Origin of the sequence: Paenibacillus sp. P32E, from assembly GCF_001909085.1 — a bacterium.
In the GTDB taxonomy this organism is placed as follows: Bacteria; Bacillota; Bacilli; order Paenibacillales; family Paenibacillaceae; genus Paenibacillus_AQ; species Paenibacillus_AQ helianthi.
On record NZ_LVYY01000035.1, the window covers coordinates 205,699 to 228,645 of the forward strand.

Sequence of the window (22,947 nt, forward strand, 5' to 3'; positions counted from 1 at the left end):
GCCGGTTTGTTATGCAATACTTATGCACTCAAACCTTCCTTTACGGATTCCGTGTTTGCATTCCACGTTAAATATTGATTTCAAAATCTACCAAAATCTTGCCTTTGATCACTTTGCGCTCATTATCGACTTCAGCAGTGAAGTCCACGCTGCGCATGGCAATTTCATTGCCCCCAAAGCGTCTGCGGGATAAATAATAGGTAGCCAGTTCACTGCGGAACCGGGCATGTTCGTCATCGTTAATCTGCTTATTTCGTTTGGTATAGATACCGGAGTACCTTCGGTAAGGAATGTAGTCAGCAAAGCGTGTCAGGATGTGATCCACATCCCAATGATACCGATTGGCCGTCTGGACAATTCTGAACAAGGCCGTAAAGATCTCATTTTCCCTTGTCGATACGTACTCCACATAATCATTCAACACTTCCATTTGTCCATCCATTAAACGGTACAAATATGTGTTTGCGGTTCCCCACTCCTGAAACTGCGTAAGCGTTCTGTGGGCTTCTTCATCGTCCTCCTGTATCCAGCTCCCATCCATATACAGCGGCACAATTTCCAATGCAGTCTTATAATCATTGCGTTCCTCATAGGCATATGCCCGCATTAAATGTGCATATAGAATGTATGAGTACAGAGGTCTTTCATGATGCTTTTCCTTATTAAGCTTGCGGTTAGATTGATAATGAAGCTTATACTGGACAGAAGCAAGCCTGAGTAACTCTACTGCCAGCTCATCCACCTTATCCCACTTGTGAAGCGCACCATATATATGTGCCAAATGCTTCAAAGCGTCCAACTGATAGGCCTCATCCAGCCGAGTCACATAGTTTTCAAATAAAGTGGCCACTATCAAATTACGCTGAGGATCATCACCTAAAGCCACTACAAATAATCGATATTGGCAGAGCGCCAGCCGCTCCGAATGCTGGTACTTCTCGCTGATAGCCACATTCTCATAGATTATGGCTGCCGACTGCTGTAATTCCTGCTGGAATAGTTCTTCCGCAAGTTCAAACAGCAGAGGTGCATAGATGAGATTATCCAGCAAACTACGTGCCAACCGCTCGATGCAATCCAAACGTTCAAGCTGCGCGGAACGCAAAATAAAAGGCCGAATCCGCCGCCAGGTCGGTGCCGAATGATACAGACATTCTTCCACATATTTAGTAAAAAAATAATCCTCTGCTAATCCCAGTGTTCGGGTAATGCGTTCCAGATGGCTCATAGCCATCGCCTGTTGACCTTTCATGATTCGGCTGAGTGTTCCCGAATGGATCCCGCAGAGTAGTGCGAACCTGTTAATCGACAGGCCCTGTTGAGTTAAGTACGCCCATATCTCATCGCGGATCGTGACAGTCTGCTCCAAGTCTATCCCCCCCCTTTATTTAGAACTTTTATTCAACTTATCTCCAGGACATAACATCCTCTATAGGCAAGGCTGATAGCTACATAGTGAAAAAATACACTTATGCGGGCGGTCGTCTCTGTTTCATGTTAAAGCATTTGCACTTGATGAAGCTGACGTCTTGCCCGCTCAATACGAATTCTAGTGAATACAGCATTATTCATATCAGTCCCGCCTCCATGTGTAATATTTTAGGTATTTATGTAAAATTATAAAGTGTTGCCAGAGTTGCATTACCTTAACAATTTACCGTAATAAAGACTTTTCATAGGATTGTCCATAAAAAAGACGCCCCTGATTAACAGGAACGTCACTGGGTAAACATTTATTTGATTCATACCTACTGTTCTAAACCGCTGGTCAATCACCCGCACCGTGTATCATTGGTTTTATTAACGATTGATAGTTCTCGACTCCAAGTCCGATAGTACTAACAGGGAAAATAATAAAAGCAGCTAAACTACACGAAGCTAACAACATTAAAAGTTTTCTTTTCATTGGCATCCTGCACCCTTCTGATTTGAAATTGGTACTGGCATTTTTCTTCTTCACTCGCTTCATGCCGATACCGTTCAAACAAATCCACACATTTCATCATTATACTTTCACAGTTAATGTTAGCAGCAGATTCCAAACTTAGTAGTATGAGCTGAATCCCTTCTTTTCGTCTATTATGTAAGTAGTATGCCGCCAATTCTACAAGAAATCTGGTATATTGGTCCGTTATTACCTGTTGATTATGGATACCAAAATCATTAAGGTCTGTTCTATAAGCAACATAATCGGAGAAACGTTCAAGAACATGATCAACATCCCAATTATAACGGTTTGCAGATTGAATAATTCTATATACGGCCATAAATATCTCGCTCGGTTGAGTTGAAATATACTCAACATACTCCATGATTACATCTTGTTGTCCTTCCAGCATACGGATGAGATATGTATTCGCTTTGCCCCATTCCTTAAATTGAGCCAATACTTGCTGCACTTCCTCATTATCTTCCTGTATCCAGTGTCCATCCATGGAGAGGTCTACTAGCTTCAGTGCAGAGTTGTAATCTCCCCATTCCACACAAGCACCTGAACGCATAAGATATGCATATAAAATGTAATAACACAAAGGTTTGACAGATCTTTTTTTGTTAGCATTACCGCGCTCCGAGCGATACTGAAGATCGTATTGGATCTTGGCAAGCCGCAGTAGTTCCTGTGCTAACTGATCTACTTTATGCCAATGACGAAGAGAATAATAGGCAATCATTAGATGCCTTAAAGCATCCAGCTGATCCGCCTCATCCAGTCTGGGAACATAAGGTTCGAACAGCGTCGCCGCACGCAGATTCTCACTCTGGTCATCCCCAAGCGCGATCCGGAACAAACGATACTGGCAAGCCGCCAGGCGTTCGGAATACTGGTATTTCTCGCTGGCGCTCACATTCTCGTACAAGATTGCTGCCGCCTTCCACTGACCATGCTCAAACAGTCCCTCGGCTACGTCGAATAACGTTGGCACATTGCTGAGATTATCGAGCAGAATCTGGACCATTCGTTCAATGCAATCCATGCGTCCAAGCTCTGCACACCGGATCATGAACGGCCGTAGCCGCCGCCAGGTGGGTGCCGAATGATAGAAGCATTCATCCACATACAGACTAAAAAAGCGATCCTCCACCTCCCCTATTCCTTTGGTAATCAGCTCCAGGTGACTCATTGCGATAGGCTGATGCCCTTTGACAATCCGGCTCAGTGTTCCGGAATTAATGCCGGATCTGTCTGCAAACTGATTAATAGACATGCCTTGTTCAGATAAATAACTCGCTAGCTGATCTCGAATCGTGGCTGTAGCCTCCAAGGAAACACCGCCTTTCAAATTCCAGAAAATAGGATTTTTCTTTGATATCTGTAATACTATGTGATAATATTCCACCGGTCAATAGACTAGATTAGTATAAAAAGTGAACAAAACTAAATATCTTAATATTAAGGCAATCCAGTTGCCATTTCCCAATGAAACAAGGATTAGCATGTCAAAATGATCTCCATAACTGTACTCCCATGTATACCGCAATGCCCCAAATTAGCAGAGCTGAAGCGGTATTCAGCAGCCGGATGATTCTGCCTGAGGAATCAGTTCTGCCCAGCAACCGGCCGGCTGCCGCCAGGCTCAGGAACCATATCCAGGAGACGCCGGCTGTGGCGGCTGCAAAAGCCCAGCGTTCAGCGCCGGTATATTGCAGCGAATTAGTACCGATGACACCCACTGTATCCAGCAGAGCATGCGGGTTCAGCAAAGACACCGAGAGGGCGTAGGCCACTTGGCCTTTCAGGGACAGCATTCGGGCCTCTCCCTCCGCCGGAGCTGCGTTCCAGATTTTCCAGCCCATGATGCATAGAAATAGAATTCCCGCACCGTACACGATTGGCGTCACCCACTCCACAGACAGCAAAATGAGCGAAATCCCGCCAACGGCAGCAGCAATCAGCAGTGTGTCGCATACGGCTGCCGTAAGAACCACAGGCAAGGCTCTGCGGAACCGGGACTGAAGCGCTCCTTGGTTAAACACAAATATATTCTGTACGCCCAGCGGCAAAATAAGCCCGAAGGCCAATATGATTCCATGTACTACTGCTTCCCACATTACTCTGTTCCTCCCAGTCTGCTGCGGATTATGATTTGGGTTCCACCGCATTCCTGATAGTACCCTGTATGAACGGCATACGTATCCAGCCAAATCCTCCAAATGCTACCCAACCAAACTAAGGAGAGCAGGACAAAGGTGGTATACTGCAAATAAAAGAACACTTCCTAATCAGCTTGTGTATATAACTCTCCAAAAGGAGCTGGGCTTGTGACAGAAAAACATTGCACGGAACAAAGCCCCGGCAAGCGATGGACACCTGACCCGTCATCCCCCCTGCCAATGCACAGGCAGATCTCCAATTATCTCATGGATAAAATCAGCAGCGGGGCCTGGCCGCCCGGCATGCGGCTAGCCCCTCAGCGCGAGCTGTGCCGCCAGTTTGGTGTGAACCGTAGCACGGTGGTAACCGCACTGGGCCAGCTGTCAGCGCTGGGGCTGATTGAGGGCAGGCGGGGCGGCGGGACCCGGGTGGCTGAAGTACGGGCAGCCGCAGACGAAGCGGTCTCATCTGCTGATGCGGCAAGAACAGATCTATTGCCAGTGCCGTCTGCCGGAAGCTGGAATGCATACGTTGAAGAGGGCGTACACTACCCTAATCTGCCTACGGTACAGGACATCAACCGCCTGGAATATGAGCAGGGGCTGATCCGCCTTGGCACCGGAGAGCCGGCACCGGAGCTGCTGCCCGGCTCGGCCATGACCCGTGTGCTGGCCGAGCTCTCCCGGCAGCCCCTGCCTCCCCTCTCCTATGAGGAGCCCCTTGGCAGCCCCGGACTGCGGAGTGCGGTTAGCCGCGAGCTGGCGAAGAACGGCATACAAGCTGATCCCGACTCCATTCTGATTACTTCCGGAGCACTTCAGGGGCTGCAGCTGATTGCGGTTGGCCTTTTGCCGCGCGGGTCCACCATACTGCTGGAGAAGCCATCCTATCTCTATTCCATCCATGCCTTCCAATCCGCTGGCGTGAAGTTCAGCGGCCTGCCTATGGATGAGCAGGGGCTGCAAATGGACGGGCTGGCCCGGGAAGCCCGTCGGTCCAAGGCAGCTATGCTGTACAGCATCCCGTCTTTTCATAATCCAACAGGGGTTCTGATGAACGCGAAGCGGAGGCAGGAACTCATGGAGGTAACGGGCCAGCTTGGCCTCCCGATCCTGGAGGACGGAGCCTATCAGGAGCTCTGGCTCGATACACCCCCGCCTCCACCGCTAAAAGCACTGGACCGCGAAGGCAGAGTACTGCATCTCGGCACCCTCTCCAAAGCAGCCAGCCCCGGGCTGCGCATCGGCTGGATTGTTGGCCCGGAGCCCGTCGTGCGGCGGCTGGCCGACATTAAGATGCAGACCGATTATGGCGCCAGCTCATTATCACAGCTGGCCGCCGCCCGGTGGCTGGAAGGCGGCTATCACGAGGAGCATCTCCAGCACCTGCGGGCACGGCTTCGGAAACGGCGCGATGCCGTGCTAGATCTGCTACAGCGCCATTTTACCGGACTGGCTGCATGGAACGTTCCGGCGGGCGGCTTCTACATCTGGCTGTCCCTGGACAAGCCGGTACCGCTGCGGACGCTGTTCCGCACGGCCCATAAAGCAGGGCTGCTGCTGAACACCGGCGATCTGTATGACCGTGGTGACAACCGCCATCTGCGGCTGTCCTATGTCTACGCCTCGCCTGCCGAGCTTGAGCTTGGCCTCCCTCTGCTAGCCGGATTGATCCGCAAGCTGCAGCAGCCCGGTGTTTGAACAGTGCAACAAGCTAACAGCTACAAAGGCCTTTACCTGGACTGCGGAGCCGTTTGCAAGTTTGTAAGTTACAGGGTTGCCGGGCGTTCCCGTTCGCATAATGAAGGACAAGCATACTTCCCTATACACAAATAAAGACCGGCCCTGTGCAATACACAGGAACGGCCTTTATTTGTCATCTAGATCGAGAGCGCTGTAAGCAGCTTATAGATTGCTGCTGCCGCTTCCGCCCGGGTGGCTGTCTTGTCCGGACGGAAGGTGTTGTCTTCGAAGCCGCCCAGAATGCCGGCTGCGATTCCGGCTTTCACCGATGCCTGCGCCCATGCCGGGATCGCTGATTGATCGGCAAGGACAATGCTGCTGCCCGTAAGTGTGGCGGAGCCGGTGCTTAGGGCATTGGCAAGCATCACAGACATTTCGGCGCGGGTAATCTTCTCCGAGCCTCTGAATACGGCTTGGCCCCCAGATGCATAGCCTTTGATGATCCCGGATTCTACAGCTGCCGCTACATCACCAGCCGCCCAAGCAGGAATGTTGCCCTGGTCAGCAAATCCAGCGGCACTGCCGGAAGCCTGCAGTCCCAAAGCTCTTGCAATAATAGAAGCGAACTGCGCCCGGGTAACCGGTTCATTCGGGCGGAAGCTTTGGTCTTCGAAGCCCTTCATGACGCCCATCCCGATCAGACGGTCCGTATACTCTGTAGCCCAGTGGTTGCTCAGATCTGTGAGCGCCAGAGGCTGATAATTCATTACAGAATAGGTTGCGAAGCGGTTGGCATTTGCGGTGATCGTCCCATCCGGGTTGGAGGTACCCCCCACATAAATCCAATTGCCGCTCTGCTCATTGTAATAATATACAGCCGCTTTATGGCCGGATGTGACCTGCCCCGGATCATAGGCGAGGGATAATGCCACGGGCTTACTGAGCTTGCTTTCTCTGCTTGCAGCGAATGCCACCGCTGGGCTTAAGGACTTGAGCTGCCCCGCAGCCGGTGCTTCATTGGCTGCCAGAGCTTTCAGTGTGAGCGTGGCATTTGCAGGTAATGCCCCTGCTGGAACAGAGAAGCTCGCCACACCTGGAAGTGAGCCTGTAGCGCCCTGCTGTGCCGATACCTCAACCTTCACCTCTACAACGGGAGGCTTCTCTACATTTGTTGCAGGCGGAGTGGCAACCGGACTGATGGTCGTGCCTCCACCGCTTCCATTACCATTTCCGGTGTTGGAAGGTGCTGTTACCACTACGGTCCGAATCACTTCAAGGGCTGCATTACCAGCCAGATCGCTGGCATTGTAACGCAGGGTATAGGTTCCCGGAATCAGGGTATCTACTGTTCCGGTTACTGTTACCAGTCCCGCAATGCCCAGCTTGTCCGTAATCTCCGTACCCGGATCAACGAAGCTGGTCCCTTGGGCAAGGGTCAGGCTACTGCTGCCCTTCAGGGAAATCACGGGCGCGGTCCGGTCAATATTTACCGCAAGCGGCAATGAGGCTGTATTACCCAATGTATCTAACGCTTGAAGCTCCAACTGGTGCTGGCCTTCTGCTGTAAGCTTGATAGGCTGGCCTTTCTCATACGGCTGGCCTTCTCCACCATCCTGACGAACCTTAAAGGATACTTCACTGCCAGGCACGTACACATTGGCGTACACACTTACGGTAACATTTTGATTCGTCCAGGCACCGCTAAGATAGGCATGTCCATCCGCCGTTTGCAGAGTGCCGCGGAGCGCGAGCGGAGTCACGCTGGCATCGCCGCTAAGATTAACCTTGAAACTCTTGGTCTCCACAGCAGCCCCCCTGCGGATCGTAGCTGTCAACGTCAGCTGAGTATCCTTTTGTGGCTGGAAGACAAGCTTCCCGGCGTTTGTCATCAGCAGCGGACTTGAGCTCTCCCAGCTGATGCTTGTGCCCTGTTCCCCTGCCTCCGGGAGGTACAGATTGCTTTTCACAGCGCTTGTGTCTCCGAGCGTCAGCTTCTCTTTGGCAAGCTGCACAGCTTCAGCGTCTGTGTAATCCATAGCTTTTATAGTAAGATCGAACGTCTTCACTTCGCTCTCATTTCCGCGGCTTGCTGTCGCCTTCAGCGTTACAGAAGCATCAGGCTGTCCTGCTGCCGGACGGGTGATATGGCCCACTCCGTCTTCATTACGCAGCACATTTGGATTACTGCTCTCCCACTTCACCAGTGCGCCATGCTTGCCGCCCTCAGGAAGTTTCAGATCGGCGGTCACCGCCGTTGTATTTCCAAGGTCCAGCGACGCTAAGGTATCATCCACTGCCTGCTTGTCGCTGTACGGTGCCACATTCACGAAGATCGGATTGGAATAGAACCACAAGTCTTTATAGTTGCGGTCGTTGATCTGGTTGTAGCGCGTGGTGTCGTCGGCTTCGATCGTCTCCGGATCGAGGAGCGGATTGCCTTGCTCATCGGTCTCTCCGGCTACGTTATAGCCCAGATTCGTGCCGCGCAACCGGAAGTATTGCGACTTCTTCGCCGAGCCCAAGTCATAAGTGATTACATTGTAGCCTTCCGCATCCGTTACCCAATCATCCGAGGTAAACGAAGCGAGCACTTTGGTCGAATCGTTGGTGTCCTTGTTGTAGGCGGTCGAGTCGGATGGGTCCGCCAAGCCTGTAATATCGCCGGCAATCAGGTCTACGTGATCCACCTGGGGCCTCATGCCGCCCGATATCCCGCTGTCCACTGGATTCTCATAATTGTTGCTCTTGGGGCTCTTGAACCGGATCGTAAGTTTACGGTGATCGCCTTCGGTTACCGTTACGTTCGGATTGCTCGCTCCCATCTCCAGCTTGCCGCCTTCTCCATCGATGTGGAAGTCGAGTGCATTGATAAGGTCGCCATAGACGGAGAACGATTTGCCCGAACGCATTCCGTTCAGAACGGCTTGCATGTCGTTGCCTTGCGTCCAGGTGTAGTTCTTGGCGTATTCACCCGGCCAGTATCCGCTGGTGTAGGGGGCGATAATCTTGAAGTGATAGTCCGAGTTGGCGAAGTTCCAATAATTCCGTCCTTCTCCGAGCAACGCGTCCCAAACGCCTCCAACCTTGGCGACCATATAATCCGTACCGCCGAAGGAACGGTTCTTGTACTTGTTATCGGCCGTCGGGTCGGAGGTATTGTAGCTGGTCGTATATCCGCCGCGATTCGGCTCCATCTGCCCGCCGATCATGCCTTCGAACCCGAAGTTGATGTCCGGCGCCGCATTGTTGAAGTCGCGAAGGGCGGCTACCGTCGTCTTGCCGTACCCTCTGGAAGGGTGGGTGACGATAAAGTAGCTGGTGTCCGCGAAGTTCTTCTTCAGCCATTGAATAGCCGCTAGGGCATCGGCGTGATTGAAGTTGCTGATGCGGGTGTCCTGTTGATTCCAGGCCGCCACATCGGCCGGATTGAACATCGATTCGGAGCGGTTGGTGAACAAATATTCGAATTGGTTCTCAGCCTTCAGCGCCTCGGCCGATCCCGGCTGGTCGGACAGAATGCCTACGGCCGCATGGTCATGCGTCGGAATGTCCCATTCGAAGGCGGAAAATATCGTTTTGCCCGCATATTTTCCCTGAGCCTGCAACGCTTTTATTTTGGGGACTTCGTATTCGCTGGCGCCCTTGGAGAACGGGATCGGTCCTCCCGGCACGTCGGCTCCGGTATCGTCCCGTTTGGACGATCTCAAGTGATTGGCGGTTGCGATCCAATCCAGGCCGTATTTATCGAAGGCGGCATCTAATACGCTCTCGAGAGACGATTGGGCGTCGTCGGATTCATAGGTGTGGGCGTGGAATTCGCCCGACATCCATTCCCCTGTACTTGCGGAAGCCGCAGGTTCCTGCGGGGTCAAGGTTTCTGCAGGCGAGCCGTAGGCCGGTGGTATGGACAAGCTTTGCCACATAAGCACTGCAGCAAGTGATGTGGACAGATAGAAGCGGAGATTTCTTTTCTTCAACATGTGTTCCTCCAATATTCTTAAAATTACGTACAATCTGTATTAAGAATAGAGGGCGAATGTAAAGCGATGTCGAAATTTGTTGAACATTTTTGTAATCTCAAATCATTCATCAAATGACAAATAATATTTTTTGTCATTTGATGAAATCAATGATATACTGTGTATCAGAGGAGGGTGAGCTCATGAACAAGGCAGGCTCATTTTTGAGTAAAACGGAGATTATGGATGCCGCAGAACAGACGCTGCGAAGATTCGGGCCTGACAAGACCTCGGTAACCGATGTAGCTAAGCTGCTTGGTGTCAGCCACGGCACCCTGTACCGCCATTTCCCCAGCAAAGCGGCACTGAGGGAAGCCGTTACGGAACGCTGGCTGGAAGAGCAGATCGTTGTCCCGCTGGAACAGATTGTGAATGCCCCGGCAGAGAATGCGCTAGCGCAGTTAAGAATATATATCGCCCGGCTGATCGAGCTGAAGCGTCACTATGCCGAACAGGACAGTGAAATGTTCAAGATGTACACGGATGTTACGATGGAAGCCGCTGAGCTGATCCAGCAGCACATTCAGCGGATTATAGATCAGATGAGCATCCTTATTGACAGAGGGGTCCAGCAGAACCGGATTGCACAGAGTGCCGAAACGGGGATGCTCGCCCGCACGATTTTTCATGCTACATCCAGGTTTCACCATCCGGCTCATGCCTATGAATGGCGGAGTGCAAGCTCCAGGCAGGACTTCGATCAGCTATGGCTGCTTCTGGAACAGGGCCTTACCGCTTCAGTTCATTAAGTAAATCCATATCACATTCTGGGAGGAATATATGATGAGTCAGTCCCTGCAAGGCAAGGTTGCGATTGTTACCGGGTCGTCAAGAGGCATAGGGCGTACTGTCGCGGAGAGATTAGCGGAAGAGGGGGCTTCGGTTGTTATCAACTATTCAAGCAGCCCGAAACAGGCGGATGAGGTGGTACAGGGCATCCAAGCCAAAGGCGGAACCGCCGCCGCGGTTCAGGCCGATATCAGCAAGCCCGCACAGATTGAGCAGCTGTACAAGGATACGAAAGCATTGTTCGGACAAATCGATATTGTGGTCAACAACGCGGGAATTATGATCAACAGCCTGGTCGGGGAGGCTACCGAAGAGCAGTTCGACAAGCAGTTCGCCATTAATGTCAAAGGAACCTACTTCTCTTGTCAGCAGGCCTTCTTTCACCTGGAACAGGGCGGGCGGATCATCAACTTCTCCACTTCAGTTAACGGGCAGATGTTCCCGGCCTACAGCATCTATGCCGGAACCAAAGGCGCCGTGGAGCAGTTCACCCGCCAGCTGGCCAAGGAGTTTGGCAGCAAAGGCATCACTATCAACGCGGTTGCGCCCGGTCCTGTCGCCACAGACCTGTTCCTGGAGGGCAAATCCGAAGCTCAGCTTGAGGGCCTGAAGAAGATGAATGCCTTCGGACGTCTGGGCCAGCCGGACGACATCGCCGGCGTCGTCAGCTTCCTCGCCGGAGCACAGTCCGGGTGGATTACCGGCCAGACCCTCCGTGTGAACGGCGGATTTATCTAAGCTTCAGCGGCAAGACCACTACACAAGCCGTCCCCTCTCCGGGACGGCTTGTGATGGTTATGATGCCGTCGTGAAGCTCCACGATTTTTTTGACCAGAGACAAACCTAATCCGCTTCCGCCCCCACTGATGCTTCTGGCCTGGTCCACCTTATAGAAGCGTTCATAAATGCGGGGCAGCTCCTCCTCGGCAATGCCGATGCCAGTGTCTCTAATCCCAATCTCTATCCGGTTATCCAGTGTCTGCAGCCGGACCGTGATCATTCCGCCCTGCGGGGTGAATTTGATGCTGTTATGCAGCAGGTTGGTCCATACCTGGCTCAAGAGATCCTTAACCGCTTCTACAGTGACCTCCTCCAGTTCAGCCTCGACATCAATATTCTTGCCCAGCCACTGCGGCTCACAGGCCAGAATCATCTCCTGCAGCTGCTTATCCAGCCGGTAGGCCTTGCGTTCGAACGGAAAGCTCTCCGCTTCGAGGACCGACAGCTTCAGCAGGTTGTCACTGAGTCCGGAGAGGCGGCTGCCTTCGGCTTCAATGATATCAAGATAATGCGCCCTGCTCTCCGCACTCAGCCCTTCATCCCTCAACGCGCGGGCGAAGCCTCTGATGGAGGTGAGCGGAGACTGGATCTCATGGGAGACATTCGAGATGAAATCCTGGCGCATGGTTTCCATCCGGTTCAGCTCACTCGCCATTTCGTTGATGCCTTCAACAATACTGCCGAATTGCCCATAGCGCCTGTCGTTCTCCAGCTCCACCTTGAAGTCCCCCTTGGAAATTTGCCGCATCGCCGTAATAATCGGGATATAGAATGCTCGTTCGCCTCCTCTCAGGTGTCCGATCAGCCCCGCGATGCCGGCCAGCAGGAACAAAATGAGAAACTGCAGCACCATCGTCAGCAATTGGAACCTATAGGGTGTAAGAGACCATTTATAATGCTTCTCGAGCAGCTTTAATCCGAAGTACCCGGCGTTCCAGGAAAGATAGAAGCCTGTGATGACCATGATCATCCCCATGACTGCTTTTACAATCTCTCCTGCTCTGCTTCTGCTCATTTATTTATCCACCTCCAGGCGGTAGCCGAGACCACGAACCGTGCGGATGGTAAAACCAAAGTCCTCCTGGGCGAACCGATCTCGCAGGCGGCCCACGTGCACATCCAGCGTGCGTTCGTTCCCATCGAAGTCATATCCCCAAATTTCTTCAATCAGCCGGTCACGCGTCAGCGTCTGCCCCGGATAGCTGGCCAGCTTGAACAGCAGCTCAAATTCCTTAAGCGGCAGCGTCATATTCCCCTGATCCGTGATGACCTCGAACGTTTTGCGGTTCATGCGCAGATATCCTACCGTTACGCTCTGCGCGGCAGAAATCTGGTACCGTTTCAGCAGCGCTTTAACCCGGGCAATCAGCACGGGAGGCTCGAACGGCTTGACCAGATAATCGTCGGTCCCCAGCTCGAAGCCCTTGACAATCTGGGAGGTCTCCCCTATGGCCGTCAGCATCAATATTGGAAACTCATAGCTTCTCCGCAGCTGCCGGCACAGCTCCCAGCCATCCATATTCGGCATCATGACATCAATGACCGCCAGATCCACACTGTTATCCTCAAGGACCTGCAGCGCCTCCACTCCATCAGAAGCGCCGTAGACCTCTTCCATGCCTTCAGCCCTCAAAAAGACTTCCACCAATTCGCGGATGTGCGGATCGTCGTCCACTACCAGAATTTTGGCCATATCCTGCTGAACCCTCCCCTTCTCCGCCGCCCGGAAGCTCCGGTGTATTTAACTGCAGCTGCTGGTTAGCGAATTCCCGGTACAGTTCATGCTCATTTAGCAGCTCCTCATGTGTTCCCCTGCCGGTAATCCGGCCCTTTTCCATAAAAATAATCTGGTCCGCATTCACTACAGTCGCCAGCCGGTGGGCAATGACAATCGTCGTCCGTCCCTTCATCAGGTTAGACAAAGCTTTTTGCACCACCGCTTCCGACTGGCTGTCGAGACTGGAGGTGGCTTCGTCGAGCATCAGAATCCGGGGATCGCGCAGCAGCGCCCGTGCAATGGCGATCCTCTGACGCTGGCCTCCGGACAGCTTCACCCCGCGTTCTCCGACATCCGTATCATAACCCTGCGGCAGCTCGCTGATGAAGCCGTCGGCATAGGCCATCGCCGCCGCACGGCGCAGCTCATCCATGCCAACCTCCCGGTTCAGGCCATAAGCAAGGTTGTCGGCAATCGTGCCGGAGAGCAGCGGGCTTTCTTGAGACACGTAGCCGATCAGCTTGCGCCAGGAACGAAGGGAGAAGGTGGACACCGGATTCGCTCCCAGCTTGATCACCCCGCTCTGCGGTTCATAGAACCGTTCCAGCAGCGAGAAAAGAGTGGTTTTGCCGCCCCCGCTGGGTCCGACAATCGCCGTCACCTGTCCCGGAAGCATGGAGAAGCTCACTCCGCTGAGCACCGGTTCACCTGTTTTGTAACCAAAGCTTAAATCATCGATCACGATAGGCTCTTCAGCCCCCTTAACCTCCTCTACACCCTCGTAAATTTCCTCATCGGCCGCCAGGGTTTCAATGATCCGCTCGGAGGCGCCTTTGGCTTTTTGAATCTGGGTGAAGAACTGGGTCAGTTGGGTCAGCGGCATCACGATCTGAATTAAATACAGGATGAACGCGACCAGCTCCCCTGCCGTCAGGACACCTGAAGACACCTGCATTCCGCCGTAGCCGATAATCACTACCAGCAGCATCATGAATACGAAGGAGACGAGCGGGCTGATCATGGCGCTGATTTTGCCCTCACGGATACCGAAGGACAGCAGGTTCATGATTCCGGTACGCCCTGCTTCATATTCTTTTTGCTCCGCGCCGGAGGATTTCACCAGCCGGATTTCAGACAAAACGCCGCTGAGTGTAGCGGTAAAGGACGCTGTTTCATCCTGTGTGCCCTTGGATATTTTGTACATCTGCCGTCCCAGCGGAACCAGAATCAGTGCGGACAGCGGGAGTACCGTGAACAGCACCAGCGTCATTTGCCAGTTCAGATAGAGCAGTACAGCAATCGAGCCGACGATGGAGATCACTCCGGTGAACAGGCTCGCCAAATGCTCCGAAATCAGCGTCTTGATGATCCCGGTGTCGTTCGTCATCCGGCTGACACTTTCTCCGGTACGATTGTCATTGTAGTACGCTACCGGAAGCACAAGAAACTTACGCCACAACCTGTCCCGCAAGCCTGCCACTGTCTTCTGACCGGCATAGTTCAGCAAGTAGATCGAGATTCCTCCAGCAAGAGTCTGGGCAATAAAAGCCCCCGCAATACCGGCAATCTGCAGCTTGCTGATGGATGCCAGCGAGAACCCGTCGACCATGTTCTTGGTGAACATGGGGATCACAAGACCCACAAGAGTCGATATCATGCTAAGCGCAACAGCAAGAGTAAGCAGTCCATAGGAAGGCCTGGTGCCCTGCAATAGCTTCAAAAAAGGCTTCAAGGACGTGCCCTGCTTCTTGTCAGGCTGATTATTATTCATAGAAATTCCCCTTTCCAGCGGGTTCATGCAATGACGTCGTTTGCCGTCTCTTCCGCCTTAATCACCACATTATCTTAGCCGTGTAAACTGAAGTTAAACGGCTGACTATTGTACAGAGGAATCATCCGGGTGAAGCGGGGCCAGCTTGAGGGCGGCGGCATAGTCCTCCGGTGTGTTCATGTTCATCAGGGAAAACGTATGTGTTCGGGTGCCTTCCTCATAATCACTGTCCCGGACATAATGAACATCAAGTACATCCAGGAACTCCATTACCCGCAGTTGCCGCCGCGACAGGAATTTCTCCAGAATCGGGAGGATGCTCCGGTTATAGAGCGCGAGCAGCGGCTGGACTCGACCTTCGGAGGTTACAGGAACAACGGCCTGTATATCCCCCCCTCCATACGCAATCTCCAGCATATGCAAGAACAGTCCTTCCGAAGCAAAAGGCAGGTCACAGGCCAGTACAGCTACCCATTCTGTATGCGATCCCTGAAGTGCGGCATGCAGCCCGGCTAGCGGTCCAAGTCCCGGATAGATATCCGGGATCAACGGCAGGTGAAACATGCGGTAAGCCCTCCGTTCTTCTTCACCGCAAGCAATGACTACATGTTCCGTTATGGAGGATAACCTGGCTGCGCTGTAAGCGATCAGCGGCTTCCCCTCCAGCATAAGCAGCGCTTTGTCGGCTCCCATCCGCCGGGAGCGTCCTCCAGCCAAAATCACTCCTGTAATTTCCATATATATCCTCACTATTCCATGGATTTGGCAATGATTTAACCGCAGGTTTGTATCCCTTTTCAACAAGTGTTACAGTGGTAGAAGCAGCCCCTTCAAGGCTGTGTGAATGAATGAAAGGCATCTGGCAGGAAAGGAGTGCCCAATTTTGCGGGAGAACCTTGATAAGCAGTTTTCCTTCACCTCATTGAAGTGGTACAACTTCTTCTTATATGGGACAGTCGTCCTCTTCACCAGCTTCTTTCCACTATACCTGCAGGAAGTGGGAATGAACAAGCTGGAGATCGGGAGTTTAATGTCTGTTGGGGCGCTTGTCTCCATTATTGCCAATCCCTTCTGGGGCATTTGGACAGACCGGTACCAGAATATCCGCCGGATTGTTCTGCTGATGCTGACAGGGACACTGGTATTATCCCAGGTTGTGTTTCAGGCAAATACATATGAAATGATCTATGTTTCCATACTGTTCTTTTATTTTTTCCAGGGTCCGCTGTTTGCCGAGAGCAACACCATGATTCTGAGCTACATTGACGGTACAAGGCACCGCTTCAGCTCTTTCCGGCTATGGGGATCGCTGGGTTGGGCGTTTACGGCTATTCTTGCCGGACCGGTAATCGATTGGGGCGGGGTGTCCGTGCTGTCCTACCTATTCGCGGCGCTGCTCTGTGCAGCCATGATCTCTCTGATTGTCCTGCCCAGACTCGACCATTCCATCGGTATTGCGCCGCTGCCATTCAAGGGGTTCGGCCAGATTTTTTATCATCCGTTTTTTCTGAGCTTCATCTTCTTTGGGATTCTGGTCTCGATCCCCAATACGATGAACAACACCTTCGTGTCCCTGTATATCACGGAGCTTGGGGGCAGCAAAACCATGATCGGTCTGGCCGTGTTCCTCTCCTCGATTCTGGAGGTGGCTGTTCTGCTGTTGTGCGAACGTTACTTGAAACGCAGCATACCGGTACTGCTCGGCTGGCTGGCGCTGGTCAGCGCCCTATTCGTCCTGCGTTGGTGGCTAATGGCCGATTCGACCACACCGCTGCAGGTGGCTTTTATACAAATCCTGCATTGCGTTACGTTCGGGGGGTTCTTCTTTGTCGGCACCCGGCTGACCATGCTGCTGGTTCCGAAGCCTTACCGTTCCTCAGGACAAGCGCTGTATACCCTGACCTGGAGCGGCCTCTCTGGGATTATGGGCGGTGTTCTCGGCGGCTGGCTATACCAGTATCTTGGCGCACAGAGCATGTACCAATCCAGCGTCTTTATGACGCTGATCGGAACCCTGGGATTCGGCGCGATGTGGCTGCTTGTCAGCCGCGGGGGCTATCATCCCCACGGCGGGCATCCGGACGAAGAACTAGACGATATTTGAACTGAAACGTTGAAGCCTGAGTCTCAGGCCGTAAAAATCAGAAAAGCAGCGATCATCCAGTCCCTTGGCTGGAAGATCGCTGCTTTTTATTTTTAGTCAACTGCTGCTCCTGCTCATTCAAAGGTATTTCTACCTTTGATTCCGCTCTACTTCGCCTGTTTGGCTCATTCAAAGGTATTTCTACCTTTGATTACGCTCTACTTCACCTGTTTGGCTCATTCAAAGGTATTTCTGCCTTTGATTCCGCTCTACTTCGCCTGTTTGGCTCAATCAAAGGTATTTCTACCTTTGATTCCGTCACTTTCGCCCCAGAGCAAAGGGGCTGCTTCCGCCCTATCATGACTCCGGGCAGCCCCTTGTGGCATTTCAGACGTTACAGCCTTATTTGGCAGGTTGGAACGAGCTTTTGAGGGAAACGATAAGATTGAATACCAGGTGATCCGGTGCCGAATATTTGCTGTCCACGTTGAAGTATCCATGACGGAAGAACTGGAACTTGTCCTGCGCTACACTGTCCTTCAGCCCCGGCTCCACAAAGCCATGGAGGATCTCGATAGATTTCGGATTCAACTGATCCAGGAAGGTGGGTTCCGGCTTATCGGCGGAAGGCTCCATGCCTTCAACTTCAGCCTCCTGATCCGCCTCCTCGGCGGAAATCAGCGGCTCATAGAGGCGAAATTCTGCCGGTACAGCTTGGCTGGCATCCACCCAGTGCAGCGTTCCCTTTACCTTCCGGCCGGTGAAGCCGCTGCCGCTCTTGGTTTCCGGGTCGTACGTACAATGCAGCTCGACTACTTCGCCGTTCTCATCCTTGATGAAATCCGTACATTTGATGAAATAAGCATTCTTCAGGCGCACTTCATTGCCGGGGAACAGACGGAAATACTTGTTCGGCGGGTTCTCCATGAAGTCATCACGCTCAATATAGATCTCACGGGAGAACGGAATTTGGCGGGTGCCCATGGCCTCATTCTCCACATTGTTCTCAATTTCGAACCATTCTGTTTGGCCTTCCGGGTAGTTGGTGATAACCACCTTCAGCGGCCGCAGCACCGACATGGTCCGGGGAACCGTCAGCTTGAGATCCTCACGGATAAAATGCTCCAGCATTTGCAGGTCCACCAGACCCTGGCTCTTGGAAATCCCGGTCTCATGCACAAAGCTGCGGATTGCTTCCGGTGTATAGCCACGGCGGCGGAGCCCGGAGATCGTCGGCATGCGCGGATCGTCCCAGCCGTCAACATGGCCTTCATCCACCAGCAGCTTCAGCTTGCGCTTGCTCGTGACCGTCTGGGCGAGATTAAGGCGCCCAAATTCATATTGATGCGGGGAAGCCGGCATTTCGCATTCGGCTACCACCCAGTCGTAGAATGGCCGCTGGTCCTCGAACTCCAGGGAGCAGAGCGAATGCGTCACATGCTCAATAGCATCCTCAAGCGGATGCGCAAAGGTATACATCGGATAGATGCACCATGCATCGCCCGTATTATGATGATGAGAATGAGAAATCCGGTAAATGACCGGGTCGCGCAGGTTGATGTTAGGGGCGGACATGTCAATTTTGGCACGCAGCACCTTTTCGCCATCCTTGAATTCCCCTGCCCGCATGCGGCGGAACAAATCCAGGTTCTCTTCGATTCCGCGCTCCCGGTACGGGCTGTTCACTCCCGGCTCGGTCAGCGTACCCCGATGCTCACGGATTTGCTCAGCGGTAAGGTCGTCCACGTAAGCTTTGCCTTTTTGAATCAGCAGCTCTGCTCTTTCGTACATGTCCCCGAAGTAATCCGAAGCAAAACGCAGCTCTTCCCATTCATAGCCGAGCCACTTCACATCCTCCTGAATAGAGTTCACGTATTCCGTATCCTCTTTGAGCGGATTGGTGTCGTCGAATCTCAGGTGAGTCTTGCCGCCGAATTCATCAGCCAGGGTGAAATTAATCCAGATCGCTTTGGCATGCCCGATATGTAAATAACCGTTCGGCTCCGGCGGGAAGCGGGTGACCACTTCCTTCACTTTTCCCGAGCTCAGATCTTCGGTAATGACATTCTTGATGAAATTGGAGGGTGTTCCACGGTTCTCCACAGTTATCAACCTTTCATTCTGTAATATTACTACTTCCTTGTATGAACATGTTTCCTACTAATATACCCGTTAACCAGGGAATGTTCAATAAAAGTCAAGAAGAAACGGCGGGGAGGTCCAGCTTCAGAGGCCTGTTTTCCCGGGGTGCTTTGACTTATTTCACAGCTATGGGGTAGCATGAGGATTATGGGTATATATCTGTAAATCTAATAGAGGGGGACTCATTCATGAAGCCGATCAAGCTGCCCAAAGAACAGCGGGAGATCATTACCGGGAATATCCAGGCCTACTTCGAGACCGAGCGCGGCGAAACTATCGGTCATCTGGCGGCGGACAGCCTGCTGGAATTCTTCCTGCAGGAGCTGGGCCCGGCGATATATAACGGAGCACTGGGCGACTGCCGCACACTGGTAGGTGAGCGGATGCAATCGCTGGAAGATGACATTTACGCATTGGAATGGAAGAAACGCTAATCTCTATGCCGCAGAGGGGGCAGCCTCATGTTCAATTATGTCATTGATGAAGAGCTTACGCTGAAGCTGCTGATGCCTGAGCATGCACGCCACATGTTCGCGCTGGTGGAGCGCTCGCGCACCCGCCTCAGAAAGTGGCTGCCTTGGGTTGATGGGGTGACGGAGCAGGCTCATCTGGAGACATTCATCAAAAATTCCGTAAAGCAGGCCAGTGAGAACGGCGGTTTCTCTGCCGGACTGTGGGTCCGGGGCGAGCTGGCCGGCATCATCGGATACCACGAGATTGACTGGCATAACCGCTCGGTCGGCATCGGCTACTGGCTCGGCGAAGGCTATGAAGGCAAAGGCTACATGACCAGCGCCTGCCGAGTCCTCGTGGATTACGCACTGCTCGAAATGGATCTGAACCGCGTCGAAATCCGCTGTGCCACCGGAAACCGGGCAAGCCGGGCTATACCTGAACGGCTGAGCTTCATATTCGAGGGAGTCATCCGCCAAGCGGAGAAGCTCCCGGCCGGCTATGTGAACCACGCTGTCTATGGCCTGCTGCGCAGTGAGTGGAAGCTGCTGGGGTGAAAAGGTGGAGTAGAGGCTTCTAAGACGGGAAGCAGTACGGAAAGTATAGGTGCGCTGGCACTGTATACGATGCGGAAAAAGCAGGTTTGTTTCTACAGTATGCGGTACGGAAGGTACAAGCTCGTTGGAATGAACGGCCTATGCTTGGGTTCGAAACTAACGGAGTGCAGCGCCCAAGCCCCCGGAGGACTTATTCCCCCGGGGGTTTGATTTTTACCTGGACACATTTCAAATGTTAGACCGTATGGATGGAACCTTGCGTATGCCGTGCATGATTATATCAAAGATAAGCCGGACATTCGTCTTAAGCTCCGGCTATAACAGCGCAGACGCTCTAGCTCTCCTCCGCATCCAGCCAGCCCTGGAACTTCGCCCGCGTCACAGCAGACAGGGTCTCCAGCCGGGCAAGCTCTGCCAAGCCAGTCTTGACCTTGCGTCCGTGCTCCATGAGATAGAGCACTTGCTTGACGGGAAAGCTGCCCTCGCCGCTTTCCCGTTTGATGATTGGGTCGCCAGCGGCCACCTGACCCTCACGCAGCACACGGAAGTAGAAACCGCTGTATCCGGTTTTTAACACCTGGGCCGGCATATCGGCGGGTCCGTGTTTTTGCGCCAGCTTATAGCACGGAAAACGCGGCTGGCTAACCTGCAGCAGAGCCGAACCCATCTCATACACATCGCCGATGCAGACTTCCGTCTCCAGCAGGCCGCTGGCAGTGATATTTTCGCCGAACGCAGAATACTCCAGCTTCTTGCCCAGCCACTCCTCCCAATAAGCATAATGCTCAAAGGGATACACGCACACTGCCTTGTCGGGACCGCCGTGGTTCACACGATCCGCTTGTCCATCTCCGTCGAACCCTTCCGAATGAAGCTGCATCCTACCGGCTGCCGGCAGTTTGTAAATGCCGGTTTCCAGCGGCTTCCCCCGGTAATCCACAGTCTTGGGCTTGCCTACATTAAGCGAGATGACTTCCATTCGTATTCCCTCCAATCAGCTTGCAACTCATAAAGACCTCATCTACATAACGTCCGCTGAGATAGAACTCCTCATACAGACGGCCTTCCTCCACAAACCCGCATTTGCGGTAAAATGCAAGCGCAGGTTCGTTGCAGGACAGCACACGCAGCCGCAATTTGCGAATTCCATTCTCTGCCGCATGGCTTTTGATCGCCTGGATCAGCTGGCGCCCGATCCCCTGTCTCTGAAAACGGGGATGAACGGCGATATTGACCTCACATACATGGCGGTTGCTCTCCATACCACTGGGACAGCCAAAGCCGACATAGCCGCACAGTTCCCCATCCTGCAGAGCCACCAGCTGCGAGCCGGGAGGGGCATGCATCAGATAATCCTCGCGCGAGCGCCACATTAACGGTCCGGGTGTTGTATCCTCGGTCCAGATCATATTATCAAGAACAATCAGCTCCCGGGCATCCTTGATTTCCGATGGCCGGATTGTAAAGGCATCCCTGTTCAGTTGTTGCATCGCTTTTACACCCCTTGCCTTACTCTAGTCACCCGAAACGGGCCACCGTGTTCAATTAAGGATTCCCACTTGCAGATTTATGCCGCATCCCGTTCCAGTGTACGGGACATCCGGTTGATGTATGCATGGAACCCAAAGAACCCTACCGACAGCACAGCCATCCCGCAGGCCAGCCACCCCGTCGGCGCAAGCCCTCCGCTATCAAACTGGACGCCCAGCAGATAAGGCCCGATCACCCTGCCAACCGCGCCGATTCCACCACTAAGTCCCAGGTAGAATGGAGCACTGTGGCCGGAATGATCTGAGATGAACGAAGGCATTGCGGGGGAGATCAGCATCTCTCCGAGTGTAGCCAGCACCATTGCCAGCAGCAGTCCCGGATAGCTTGGCATAAGCAGGATCATCGCATAGCCGGCCAGATAGAACACGGCACTTGCTGTCATTTGCGCCGTTGAGGTTGCCGCGAACCAGCGTTTGATCAGGCTGACCAGCGGCTGGGCAGCGAAGATCAGAATACCGTTCAGCGTCCACAGGAAGCCGTACATCTGCTTCGGCCAGCCTTCCGAAATAATAAACGGGGATACGCCGGCATTCCAGATTGAATTCCCGATCAGCAGAAACATCGAGCCAATAGCCATGAACAGGTAAATCCGCGTGTGGCCCATAAGCCTCCAGCCGGATTGTTCATGCTGAGGTTGTTTTCTCAGGTGCTGCTCATCCGGTGATGCTGTTCCCACCTTGCGCAAATAAAAAAAGAAAAATACGGCAAACACCGCCGAGGTCACTCCGTTCAGCACAAAACTAAGCATATAGTTGCCCAGAAAGCCGCTAAGTGACGTTCCGATGGCTACCCCTATATTATTGCAAACATAGATAATGTTAAACAGCTCCGCGCGCTGCTCGGCAAAGCGGAATCCGACAAATGCCTGGATTGCCGGCAGAGACAGCGAGTTGAACAATCCGAATAATCCCATCAAGACGATGAATAAATGCCAGTTGTTGCTTGCCGCAGGAATGGAGAACAGGGACAAGGCAGTCAAGGCAAGAGCTCCTACAATCAGGCGGTTAACGCCGACCTTATGATAGAGCGAGCCACCCAGCAGCTGGCCGGCAATCCCGCCGAGTGCCTGAACAAGCAGTACGATACCGGCATCCTTCATACTGCGGCCGAGCTCATCGTATACATACATGGTCACAAGCGGCCACATGAGCGCGCTGCCGGTTGCGTTGATCAAGCTGGCAATGAGAAATACTTTGACTTCTTTAGGATATCCTTGCAAAAACCTCATATTTTGTCTTTCATCCCCTGTTACCTATGTGTCATTAATCCATCCAGTATCATCCCAAAACAGGGTCAAGAGCAAGCGCATG

The 22,947-nt window shown here is 52.9% G+C and carries 18 protein-coding genes; 6 read left to right on the forward strand and 12 right to left on the reverse strand.

Annotation, left to right across the window (positions count from 1 at the left end; translation table 11 throughout):
- Nucleotides 1–67 precede the first annotated feature (67 nt).
- The 3 genes from A3848_RS23775 to A3848_RS23785 all read right to left on the reverse strand — a co-directional run bounded on the left by A3848_RS23775 (nt 68) and on the right by A3848_RS23785 (nt 4,050).
- Nucleotides 68–1,369 (reverse strand): helix-turn-helix domain-containing protein, encoded by a 1,302-nt coding sequence (locus tag A3848_RS23775; protein ID WP_178382068.1) that lies wholly within the window; start codon nt 1,367–1,369, stop codon nt 68–70.
- A 499-nt stretch (nt 1,370–1,868) separates the two neighbouring features.
- The gene (locus tag A3848_RS23780) at nt 1,869–3,263 is read right to left on the reverse strand and encodes a helix-turn-helix domain-containing protein (RefSeq protein WP_083612333.1); all 1,395 of its coding nucleotides are present in this window, start codon (nt 3,261–3,263) and stop codon (nt 1,869–1,871) included.
- A gap of 175 nt (nt 3,264–3,438) precedes the next feature.
- Complete coding sequence (locus tag A3848_RS23785) at nt 3,439–4,050, reverse strand: LysE/ArgO family amino acid transporter (RefSeq protein WP_074087348.1); 612 nt, start codon at nt 4,048–4,050, stop codon at nt 3,439–3,441.
- 282 nt (nt 4,051–4,332) lie between these two features.
- On the opposite strand from A3848_RS23785, the gene A3848_RS23790 reads away from it, so the two are divergent.
- Complete coding sequence (locus A3848_RS23790; RefSeq protein ID WP_074087454.1) at nt 4,333–5,793, forward strand: aminotransferase-like domain-containing protein; 1,461 nt, start codon at nt 4,333–4,335, stop codon at nt 5,791–5,793.
- Between the two features lie 179 nt (nt 5,794–5,972).
- Here the strand turns inward: A3848_RS23790 and A3848_RS23795 are convergent, their stop codons facing one another.
- Nucleotides 5,973–9,752 carry an immunoglobulin-like domain-containing protein gene (locus A3848_RS23795; RefSeq protein WP_143192088.1) on the reverse strand — a complete coding sequence of 1,260 codons (3,780 nt, stop codon included), beginning with the start codon at nt 9,750–9,752 and terminating at the stop codon, nt 5,973–5,975.
- 185 nt (nt 9,753–9,937) lie between these two features.
- Between A3848_RS23795 and A3848_RS23800 the strand changes: the two genes are divergently transcribed.
- Nucleotides 9,938–10,543 (forward strand): TetR/AcrR family transcriptional regulator, encoded by a 606-nt coding sequence (locus A3848_RS23800; RefSeq protein WP_074087350.1) that lies wholly within the window; start codon nt 9,938–9,940, stop codon nt 10,541–10,543.
- Between the two features lie 34 nt (nt 10,544–10,577).
- Nucleotides 10,578–11,321, forward strand: a complete 744-nt coding sequence (locus A3848_RS23805; protein WP_074087351.1) for an SDR family oxidoreductase — start codon at nt 10,578–10,580, stop codon at nt 11,319–11,321.
- On the opposite strand, the gene A3848_RS23810 is transcribed toward A3848_RS23805, so the two are convergent.
- The 4 genes from A3848_RS23810 to mobA all read right to left on the reverse strand — a co-directional run bounded on the left by A3848_RS23810 (nt 11,314) and on the right by mobA (nt 15,589).
- A complete protein-coding gene (locus A3848_RS23810) occupies nt 11,314–12,378 on the reverse strand; it encodes a sensor histidine kinase (protein WP_074087352.1) in 1,065 nt (354 codons plus the stop codon). The genes A3848_RS23805 and A3848_RS23810 overlap by 8 nt on opposite strands.
- Complete coding sequence (locus A3848_RS23815) at nt 12,379–13,056, reverse strand: response regulator transcription factor (protein ID WP_074087353.1); 678 nt, start codon at nt 13,054–13,056, stop codon at nt 12,379–12,381. It lies immediately after the preceding gene.
- Nucleotides 12,986–14,851 (reverse strand): ABC transporter ATP-binding protein, encoded by a 1,866-nt coding sequence (locus A3848_RS23820; RefSeq protein WP_074087354.1) that lies wholly within the window; start codon nt 14,849–14,851, stop codon nt 12,986–12,988. The genes A3848_RS23815 and A3848_RS23820 overlap by 71 nt, the downstream gene beginning before the upstream one ends.
- Before the next feature lie 105 nt (nt 14,852–14,956).
- Entirely contained in the window at nt 14,957–15,589 is a 633-nt protein-coding gene (gene mobA / locus A3848_RS23825) for a molybdenum cofactor guanylyltransferase (protein WP_083612335.1), read from the reverse strand.
- Nucleotides 15,590–15,734: 145 nt separating this feature from the next.
- On the opposite strand from mobA, the gene A3848_RS23830 reads away from it, so the two are divergent.
- Nucleotides 15,735–16,955 carry an MFS transporter gene (locus tag A3848_RS23830; protein WP_074087355.1) on the forward strand — a complete coding sequence of 407 codons (1,221 nt, stop codon included), beginning with the start codon at nt 15,735–15,737 and terminating at the stop codon, nt 16,953–16,955.
- A gap of 381 nt (nt 16,956–17,336) precedes the next feature.
- Here A3848_RS23830 and A3848_RS23835 read toward each other — a convergent pair whose 3' ends face one another.
- Entirely contained in the window at nt 17,337–19,037 is a 1,701-nt protein-coding gene (locus A3848_RS23835) for a glutamine--tRNA ligase/YqeY domain fusion protein (protein ID WP_074087356.1), read from the reverse strand.
- A 227-nt stretch (nt 19,038–19,264) separates the two neighbouring features.
- On the opposite strand from A3848_RS23835, the gene A3848_RS23840 reads away from it, so the two are divergent.
- Nucleotides 19,265–19,510 carry a DUF2164 domain-containing protein gene (locus A3848_RS23840; protein WP_074087357.1) on the forward strand — a complete coding sequence of 82 codons (246 nt, stop codon included), beginning with the start codon at nt 19,265–19,267 and terminating at the stop codon, nt 19,508–19,510.
- A gap of 27 nt (nt 19,511–19,537) precedes the next feature.
- A complete protein-coding gene (locus A3848_RS23845) occupies nt 19,538–20,086 on the forward strand; it encodes a GNAT family N-acetyltransferase (protein ID WP_074087358.1) in 549 nt (182 codons plus the stop codon).
- Between the two features lie 334 nt (nt 20,087–20,420).
- Here the strand turns inward: A3848_RS23845 and A3848_RS23850 are convergent, their stop codons facing one another.
- The 3 genes from A3848_RS23850 to A3848_RS23860 form a co-directional block, all read right to left on the reverse strand.
- The gene (locus A3848_RS23850; protein WP_371916005.1) at nt 20,421–21,080 is read right to left on the reverse strand and encodes an MOSC domain-containing protein; all 660 of its coding nucleotides are present in this window, start codon (nt 21,078–21,080) and stop codon (nt 20,421–20,423) included.
- Complete coding sequence (locus A3848_RS23855; RefSeq protein ID WP_074087359.1) at nt 21,046–21,576, reverse strand: GNAT family N-acetyltransferase; 531 nt, start codon at nt 21,574–21,576, stop codon at nt 21,046–21,048. The genes A3848_RS23850 and A3848_RS23855 overlap by 35 nt, the downstream gene beginning before the upstream one ends.
- A gap of 77 nt (nt 21,577–21,653) precedes the next feature.
- On the reverse strand, nt 21,654–22,865 hold the full coding sequence (locus A3848_RS23860; protein ID WP_074087360.1) for an MFS transporter: 1,212 nt from the start codon (nt 22,863–22,865) through the stop codon (nt 21,654–21,656).
- Nucleotides 22,866–22,947 lie beyond the last annotated feature (82 nt).